Source organism: Blautia sp. OM07-19 (assembly GCF_003481595.1).
GTDB lineage: Bacteria > Bacillota > Clostridia > Lachnospirales > Lachnospiraceae > Blautia_A > Blautia_A intestinihominis.
Window position 1 is genome coordinate 1 of record NZ_QULA01000058.1, and the last position, 8,894, is coordinate 8,894.

At 35.2% G+C, this 8,894-nt stretch carries 8 protein-coding genes and 1 pseudogene; 3 read left to right on the forward strand and 6 right to left on the reverse strand.

Features of this window, described 5'->3' with window-relative positions:
- Positions 1-224 (forward strand): annotated as a pseudogene (locus DXC01_RS20440) (relaxase/mobilization nuclease domain-containing protein); the annotation flags it as partial.
- A gap of 23 nt (positions 225-247) precedes the next feature.
- On the opposite strand, the gene DXC01_RS19275 reads toward DXC01_RS20440, so the two are convergent.
- Positions 248-661, reverse strand: coding sequence for a winged helix-turn-helix domain-containing protein (locus DXC01_RS19275; RefSeq protein ID WP_118045776.1), 414 nt, complete (start codon positions 659-661; stop codon positions 248-250).
- A 118-nt stretch (positions 662-779) separates the two neighbouring features.
- Here DXC01_RS19275 and DXC01_RS19280 point away from each other — a divergent pair, with 118 nt between their 5' ends.
- Positions 780-1,154 carry a BlaI/MecI/CopY family transcriptional regulator gene (locus tag DXC01_RS19280; RefSeq protein ID WP_092073165.1) on the forward strand — a complete coding sequence of 125 codons (375 nt, stop codon included), beginning with the start codon at positions 780-782 and terminating at the stop codon, positions 1,152-1,154.
- A gap of 10 nt (positions 1,155-1,164) precedes the next feature.
- A complete protein-coding gene (locus DXC01_RS19285; RefSeq protein WP_118045774.1) occupies positions 1,165-2,961 on the forward strand; it encodes a BlaR1 family beta-lactam sensor/signal transducer in 1,797 nt (598 codons plus the stop codon).
- A 26-nt stretch (positions 2,962-2,987) separates the two neighbouring features.
- On the opposite strand, the gene DXC01_RS19290 is transcribed toward DXC01_RS19285, so the two are convergent.
- The 5 genes from DXC01_RS19290 to DXC01_RS19310 form a co-directional block, all read right to left on the reverse strand.
- Positions 2,988-4,238 carry a DUF6070 family protein gene (locus DXC01_RS19290; RefSeq protein ID WP_117592923.1) on the reverse strand — a complete coding sequence of 417 codons (1,251 nt, stop codon included), beginning with the start codon at positions 4,236-4,238 and terminating at the stop codon, positions 2,988-2,990.
- A complete protein-coding gene (locus DXC01_RS19295) occupies positions 4,225-5,382 on the reverse strand; it encodes a DUF6070 family protein (protein WP_118012902.1) in 1,158 nt (385 codons plus the stop codon). Before DXC01_RS19295 ends, DXC01_RS19290 begins: the two co-directional genes overlap by 14 nt.
- A 40-nt stretch (positions 5,383-5,422) precedes the next feature.
- The gene (locus tag DXC01_RS19300) at positions 5,423-7,525 is read right to left on the reverse strand and encodes a penicillin-binding transpeptidase domain-containing protein (RefSeq protein ID WP_118699639.1); all 2,103 of its coding nucleotides are present in this window, start codon (positions 7,523-7,525) and stop codon (positions 5,423-5,425) included.
- Between the two features lie 726 nt (positions 7,526-8,251).
- Positions 8,252-8,497, reverse strand: a complete 246-nt coding sequence (locus DXC01_RS19305; protein WP_015524609.1) for a transposon-transfer assisting family protein — start codon at positions 8,495-8,497, stop codon at positions 8,252-8,254.
- Positions 8,494-8,894: hypothetical protein (locus tag DXC01_RS19310; protein ID WP_147399650.1), on the reverse strand; the 401-nt coding region annotated here is incomplete at its 5' end. The genes DXC01_RS19305 and DXC01_RS19310, both read right to left, overlap by 4 nt.

Consider the following 8,894-nt stretch of genomic DNA (forward strand, 5'->3'; position numbering starts at 1 on the left):
TTTTACAGGAAAATGGTATAGACCTGAAACATCTTAATTCCAATAAGTTACAAGAGCAACTTTCAGATCTTATTTCCAGAAAGGAATCACTAAATACTCAATACGTTTCTTTTAAGCAAGAAATAAAAGAGTTGGAATTGATACATCAAAACCTGTCCAATTATCTCAAACAGGATGCTCCTGAAATACAAAGATCTTCTCATAACCAACTCCCTTCTTTGTAAAACCATAATAATAGGCAGCGATTTCACTCGCTGCCTAAATTCCCATTAAACCGATATCCTACACCTCGTACTGTTTGTATATATAATGGTTGTCCAGGATCATCTTCTATTTTTTCTCTGATATTGCAGATATGTCGCATGACCACATTATAATCACCGGAATAAGGTTCATTCCATACCAGATCATAAACCATTTCTTTTCCAAATATTCTACCTGGACTTTTCGCTAAAAGAAGTAAAATATCATATTCATATTTTGAAAGATGAACATCACTATCATTCTTTTTAACAATTCGTTCCTGTAGATATATTTTTAATTCTCCAAACCTTATAATTTCCGGTATGAATTGGTTTTTATGTTCCCAGCTAGTCAATATGTTTTCACTTATGCTTCCATTAGCATCTGTGATTCTCTCAATAATTTCTACCTTTTTCACCTTTATTGCCTCTACATTATTAATTTTATATTCTATATATCATCTGCCATTTGACTTTTTTCTTCTACAAGTAATATAATATATTTATTACATATGTAGGATTTAGCAGGAGGATTTTATTATGTCACTACCACAGATTTCAGAAGCCGAATTTGAAGTTATGAAAATTGTATGGAAATATGCTCCCATCAATACAAATGAAATTACAGAAAAACTTACTCTAACTACCAGCTGGAGTCCAAAAACAATTCAAACTCTTATCAAGAGACTTGTTTCCAAAAAAGCTCTTTCCTACGAAAAACAAAGCCGGGTATTTGTCTATACTCCATTAGTCCAAGAAGATGAATATATACGCCAGGAAAGCAATTCTTTTTTAAAGCGATATTATAATGGAAATCTTTCTTCTATGCTGGCTTCTTACCTTGAAGACGATAAGCTCTCTTCAACAGAAATTGATAACTTACGCCATTTATTATCAAAACATCAGAAATAGGAGGTTTTCAATGAGCAACTGGATCATCCACTTTTTAATCAGTAATATCTTCATATGTATTTTTACACTTGTAATAATCGGAACAAAAAAACTTCTGAAAAAATATTTATCTGCGGCTACACAGTACCATCTCTGTTTTCTTTTATTTTTATTACTTGCCGTGCCATTTTTTCCTGTACAGATTCATGGCTCACAACTTTTTTCATGGTTACATTTTTTTCAAACTGACTCAGGACTTAACTCTGGTACCGACACGCTATCCGAACTTACCAGTAATACACAAAATATTTTGTTAAACCAGGTGAATGATTTTTCAGTTTCCATCAGTAGTCAATTTTCTGGAGGCTTGAATACCATACTCTTTCTAATATGGATAACGGGTGTTATGATTATGTCAGTCCTCACCCTTCATTCATTAAACTATGTACGTTCCATAAAAAGATCTGCTCTCCCGCTTCAAAATCAGCAGGTAAAAACTATTTATTACAATTGTTTAAAGGAACTTAAAATCTCTCACCCAGTATCAGTCTACAGTACTGCATTTTTAAAATCACCAGTTTTAATCGGAATAATACATCCCAGAATTTACATTCCCATCCATTTAATTTCCGAACTGAATCCTGATGATATGCGTTTTATGCTGCTACACGAATTACAGCATTACCGTCACAAAGATACATTTATTGGCTTCCTCATGGTCATAAGTAATATACTCTACTGGTTTAACCCTTTTGTTTGGTACACTTTAAAAGAAATTCTCTGTGACCGTGAAATAGCCTGTGATTCTGCTGTATTGCAGATGATTTCTGCTGATGAATACCAAGCTTATGGAACTACACTGATTAATTTTGCAGAAAAAATATCCTCTTTTTCCTCTCCACTGGCAGTTGGAATGTCCGGAAATTTCAGGCAGATGAAACGACGTATTCTCAACATCGCCGTTTTTAGGAAAGAAACTCTTTATCAAAAAATGAGAGCATTGATAATTTATCTGGTCATTAGTGCTGTTTTTATTGGATATACACCCATTTTATCCATTGATGCCTCTACTCAAAGCGTATATCATTTTAGTGATACAGACAAAAATATCTCCCTGTTAGATATATCCGAAACATTTGGAACATATGATGGATCATTTGTTTTGTATGACAATAATTTGGATTCCTGGAAAATATACGATCTTGAAGAAGCCACCAAACGTATTCCGCCAGAGTCTACCTACAAAATATACGATGCATTATTAGGGTTGGAATCCGGAATCATCACACCAGAACACTCTTCCATGACATGGAATGGTGATGCCTTTCCTTTTCCATCCTGGGAAGCTGATCAGGATTTAAACTCTGCTATGCAAAATTCCGTTAACTGGTATTTCCAGGCAATTGATTCGCAGCTCGGAATTAACAGAGTCCAGGAATTTTTGAATAAAATAGAATATGGAAACCAAACAACCAGTTCAAATCTGGATTTATACTGGTCCGATTTTTCATTAAAAATCTCGCCTTTAGAGCAAGTAACATTATTAAAAAAATTTAACACAAATGAATTCCATCTAAATTTCCAAAATGTATTTTCTGTTAAAAATGCTATAAAAATTGCCAGTACACCTAATGGTAATTTCTACGGAAAAACTGGAACCGGTCGTGTCAACGGACAGGATATCAACGGCTGGTTTATCGGATATGTAGAAACTTCCGATAACAGCTATTATTTTGCAACCAATATCCAAAGTGATTCTAATGCAACTGGCAAAAAAGCATTGGAAATTACTTCTTCTATTTTAAAAAAGCTGCACATATGGAATTAAGTAGCTGGAAAGAACTGGTATTGCTATCAGTTCTTTCTTTTTATTCTATATTGATATTCTGGTATTTTTTTCATCCCATTATTCAGTATTTTATTTCCCATATACTTAAAAGTACTATCTTCATTAAATTTAACAGTCAGTTCACTTGTAATAACAGCATCGTCACATATAAATCGATCACATACTGCATTGATTACCAGAGTCATGCACCCATCTTCATCTTCTTTTATTTCAACAGCCTCCGGTAATGATTCTGTAAAATTAGTAGGTGTAAAATTTGATCCCCCTACCAACTGTTCCCAGGCATAAATCTGGTGTTCCGAATCAAATACTGCCCATTTTTTAATTTGATCTGCTGTTATCGGCAAAAACTCCATTATCAGATTTTCAAACTCTTCTGCCGGAATTCCACTTGAGTTACCTGAAAACTCATATCTCTCCCCGTATTTCATTCGATATAAATATTCATATAAACCATTATAATCTAACCCTTCCATATCAGATCTATCCCAATCAGAACATAAAAGATTATTCCCCTGATATCCAAGCAAATACACACACCTCTTTGAAACTTCCCTGCATTCATCACTTAAAGGTTTAATTCTTATCATAGAACTGCCATCAACCGCTTCTGATACTTCCGGATACTTTGGAACGCATAGCGTATAACCAAACCAGCCTTTTTCTGTATATTTCCATTCTTCTATCCTTGTATACGAAACATATACAATAGATGGATTGTCGTTCATACCCCAAACAGCTTTCACAGCCAGCAAATACATATCTGTCCCATCATAATTGAATTTGAGTCTTTCTATCCCACCATCCCTGTTAATCCTATATAAGACGATATCTCCTGGCAGATCCTGTTCTGCCTTGAAAAGAAATTCTTCCATTTTAGAATAATTAGCCATATTTGAATACGGCGCTGATGTAATAACAGGGACATTTTTTTCCTTTAATACTTCCTGCATTTCTTCCATTACTGTCTCAGAAACTACTACATTCGATGAAGTTCCTTTATCCGCCTTTTGATAAATGGCTTTCATCTGATTCATAACATTCTTACAATCTTCAATAGCTTCTTCTTTCACGACTTCATCTACTGGCAAATCATATCCTCTTTCTTGTACAGCATAATTCGCAGTTTCCTGTGAAATATATTCTAAATCAGCCCCTTTACATTTTGTATTTCCTATGAAAAAGCATCCCAAAATAAATAAAACACTCACCATCTTTTTCAGTTTTCTTTTTGTACTCATATCAATTATCTCCATAACATTCCTCCCACTTTTCGTCTGATAATCTTTCCGTATACCAGGTAACCTCTATTTCTGACCTTGATACATAATTGGATACATATTGAAATCTATCTTTATCTAACAGCCGAATGGTTACGCTATGACAAAACGCCTGATCTAATTCTTTTTGTGGCCATACCGCATTTACTTCCAGTGTTATTGTTCCATCTTGATTTTCTATGTAGGAAACAACTTCCGGATATGGAATATATGGTGTGGGAGCAAAATCATATACGATTCCTCTGGTTCGATACCGATATGTCTGTGTTTCCGTGTGAAATACCGTTCCTGTCTGCAGTATCTCTGCGCTTATATTAAAATATTTTTGAAATATCGCTTCAAATGATTCTTTTGGGATTTCATAAGTCTTTCCTTCCTTAAATTCATCAGCTTTTTCTTCCATTGAAAGTAAACGGTCAAAAACATCATAAAAATTTATTCCATCATAATTTTTTTCACTCCAATTAGAAGTAAACAATTTATTAAGTGTATATCCAAAAGGAAGTATATATTTTCGATTCAGCTCCCTGCATTTTTTATTTAACGGCACTACCCGAAAGGCCCGATATCCAGACGGTCCATCATATCCAGCCGGATGATATTCTTCCATAAAGAAATACCCGTTTTCTGTATATTTCCATGAATTAGCTCTAAACTCATGATAATATGTTTCCTGCCAAGTATCCTCTTTCCATTTAAAAGAGCTTACTTCAACGTCTATTTTCCCCTGTTTGGTTTTCAGATCATACCGAATAAAATGATCCCCTGCTATAACTTGAAATATAGTAGTTTTTCCATTTTTCTCTTTTTCTGCTTTTTTCAAAAAATCATCTACTTTAATACTTTGAACCATATCCAGCTGATTGTAGGAATCAATTACTGCATATCCATATTTTCCAAAATAATCCATACTTTTTTGTATTGTACTCAGCTCATATAGTGCATTTTCTTTCACAGCATTCTCATATATGCTCTGATAGCCTTCTGCTAGCATTTCACACTCTCTGTAAATTTTTTCTTTCGTATCTTCAATTGTCTTTTTCTGCTCTTTCTTTATGCCACATCCACTACAGACAGCAAGAAAAATAACTCCCACAAATATTTTCCAAATTTTTTTCATATCATTTTCCTCTTACATTTGTAATATTTAAAGGTAAAAATTATTCATTACCAAGATATTCATCCAGTATCGCCTTATCCTTTTCCACCACATAACCGCTTCCTCCAATATCTTTCACATTCTCTACCATACTGATGAGCAAAATAGGATTCTTTGTATCTCTGTCTGTAGTAAAAACTGTAAACCAGCCAATTTCTGTTCCAGATGTATCTTCTTTTGTAGCTTTCAGTTCCGCTGTTCCGGTTTTTCCTGCTAATCTAATGTCTTCCCTGCATGCTCCATAACCAGTTCCTTCCGGGTTATTCACTACACCCTCTAACCCCTCCATAACCTCCGAAACAATTTGTGGTGAAAAAGCATCTTTTATCCAGATTTCACTGGAAGTGCTTCCACCATCCGCGTGAAGATATGGCTTTATCATATTTCCATCATTTAGAAAAGCCGTATAAATGCTTGCAAGATGCAAAGGATTTACCAGAATCTGTCCCTGTCCATACCCACTGTCAGCAAGCTGGATTTCTGTTTCTATCTTGTCCATATTAGAATATTTGGACTCTGACATTTTAATATCAAATGGAAGTTCCTGATTAAATCCTATTTGATTTAGAGACTGCATCAGTTGATCCGCACCAATTTTTAATGCTGCTTTTGCAAAATAAATATTATCTGAATAAATAAGCGCATTTTTCAAAATCACAGGTTCATAATCATGAAGTGTAGTCACTGTATAATCTCCCCACGAGGAATCTTTCTGCCACGCCAGACCCTCATTTCCAAAATCGTCATTTGCAGTAAATGCCCCCACTTTTAATCCAATTGCAGCAATTACAGGTTTAAAAGTTGAGCCAGGACACCATGTCTGGCGAAAGCGGTTGTATAAAGGCCTATCTTCATTTTCATTTAATGCACTCCACTGGCTGTTGTCCATTCCACGTACAAAATCATTATCATCATAAGATGGCGTACTTACCAACGCCAATACTTCCCCTGTGTAAGGATTCAAAGCCACAGAACATCCTCTGTCTTCTTTAAATTGTTCATAAAGAGTACTTTGAAGATCACCATCAATCGTAGTATGGATATCTTCTCCATCTTTTCTAGGCTCATATGCAATAACACTTTTTTTATTTCCATTTGCATCTACAATACAGATTTCACACCCATCTGTTCCTTTTAGTTCTTTTTCATAAAGCGTTTCCAGTCCAGTCTTTCCAATCACACTGTTTGTACGATACCCTTCCCCTTTATGTTCCTGCAAATCTTCGGCTGTAACCGCCTGTACATACCCTACCAGATGAGAGGCAGCTTCTTTTAGATAATAAGTTCGTACTTTTACATCAGATAACATAATACCTGGAATCTTCAATAATGTGTCCTGCTTTTCTTTTTCTTCCAGAACAGTTTTATCCGGATTCACTGTCAGAAGATCGACCTCTTGTATTTTAGGAATTGTTGCTACTGGTACAAAAGAATCTGCTTTTACCCAACCGGCTTCTAACTTATCCTCAATTTCGTCTGCTCCAATTCCAAGATACTCTGCCAGTTTTTTTATTGTATCTTCTCTGTTCTCCATCCTGCCCGGAACAATTCCTACCGAAGATGCAGTTCCCTCTCCAGCCAACTGACGACCATTTCTGTCTAAAATATCTCCTCTCTTTGCCTCTTCTGACGTTACCTGAACTTTATCCGTTGCAGATAACTCTGGAAAAATCAACTGATCCTGCCAGATTAAATGATATCCTGTCCAATCATGTGAAAATACCGCATCGTTGGTAAATTCTACATTTCCTGCAGCAGTCTGCATATTTGTTGTATAGGAAACTGCCGCATTTCCGTTTTCTTGTCTTTTTACTGTAATATCGGTTATGGACAGATCAGACATCTCAATGCCTTCATATATTTTAGAATTTCGTTCTATAAATTCTTCCTTACTGTTCATGCTGCTTTTTTTCTGATCCAGCATGGCATACATTTGCTCATATTCCCCTTTTTCAATATATTTCATATATTCCATTAGTCTTTTTTCAGGAACATTACGATTCATTATTGTTACAATACCGATTCCACCACCAATCAATATACCGCTAAATAAAACTATTTTTGTAATAATCTTCGTGTGTTTTTTTCTTTTCTTTTTTCTCATATAGTTTTATTTCTCCTTTTTTCATATTTTCTTAAATATTACACTTGTAATATTTAAACGTCAAGCTTTTTCTTAGGTTTATATATGTAGACAAGAGAAAAGATTTGCATAAAAAAGAAAGGGCATCTCAAAGCCTTCTTTGATAAAGAACTTTACGACACTCTGAGGTAATAGTTTCTCCGGATGTTTCCCAAACGCTATAATCACTCTCCAGAAGAACCAAAAACGATTTTTAATTTTCTCTCAGAAAAAAAAGAACTACTCTAAATCTGCTGATCTTTGAAATAACCCTGCTCGTTTCTTATAATCACAAACATATTCAGACAACACATTCTTTGCTGGCAGATTATTATAGCAGAAAACGCAACAAATCCCTTTATTAACTTTTGTTCCATATATTTCCTGTACCAATCCTATTGTTTCATCATCTGAACAAAAGCTCTTCGGAATCTCCCTACAATCCCTGATAATAACGCAAATCTGTTTACTATGTCCTCTCTGTTAGTATACAAGCCAGCTAATCTCTTTATTATAGTATCTAAATACTTCTTCCCAATTCCACTACTCAAAATTTCTTCAGTCACTATTTCTGCAGATGTGTTTTTATATCAGCCAGAGTTCCCCTGGCTGAATTCTTCCAATATATACCTGTTAACACTTCTCAATGCTGACACTTTTTCCTTCGCTTCTCATCTTTCACCTGCTATACTGCACTCTGGCTTGAATTCATTCCCTCTCTTCCAGTTCCGATTTATAATCTTCCAAGTCCATAAGAAAAGTCTCATAGCCTTCATCACTCATGCATAACAGCTTTCTTAGGGTATTGCAGACAAGCCTAATCATATCCGCATCCCCTTTTAGAAATGGAATGATATGGTCGATTGCTTCCATTGTGTCATTTCTGTTTCCTTTATCAAACATTGCGGTTACTAAACATTCGTCTGTATCAAAGTTCATTGTCAGATCCATCATAATTCTACATCCCCCTTCTTATGTGCTTTGGTTTTTTCTGCTTCTTTATTTTTCTGTTCCTGTGCTTTTGCCCTTGCCTGAAACTTTTTCAACGACTGCAGCACAGATTTTTTCAGTTCCCCTTTTTCGCCCTTTGCCGGCTCTTTCTTTTGTGCCCGGTTCGGTTCCACTGATCCGGATTCTTTCTTGACTGGTGCTTCTGGAACTTCCTGTTTCACTTCCACAGTCTGTTTTGTTTCCTGCACCTTTTCATGTTTCTCGTTCAGATATTTTTCCATATCGTTGATTGCATTCTGTACCAATGGACTTTCTTTATAATGTGGAATCATATCAATCAGATGGATTTGTATATGAAGTAGACTACTCTCATATCCGAAAAATGAATACCCTGCTGGGC

Coding starts and splice junctions, on each gene's coding strand:
- DXC01_RS19285 (WP_118045774.1), top strand. CDS start 1,165: ATGAGCAACTGGATCATCCACTTTTTAATCAGTAATATCTTCATATGT.
- DXC01_RS19290 (WP_117592923.1), bottom strand. CDS start 4,238: ATGGAGATAATTGATATGAGTACAAAAAGAAAACTGAAAAAGATGGTG.
- DXC01_RS19295 (WP_118012902.1), bottom strand. CDS start 5,382: ATGAAAAAAATTTGGAAAATATTTGTGGGAGTTATTTTTCTTGCTGTC.
- DXC01_RS19300 (WP_118699639.1), bottom strand. CDS start 7,525: ATGAGAAAAAAGAAAAGAAAAAAACACACGAAGATTATTACAAAAATA.
- DXC01_RS19305 (WP_015524609.1), bottom strand. CDS start 8,497: ATGATGGATCTGACAATGAACTTTGATACAGACGAATGTTTAGTAACC.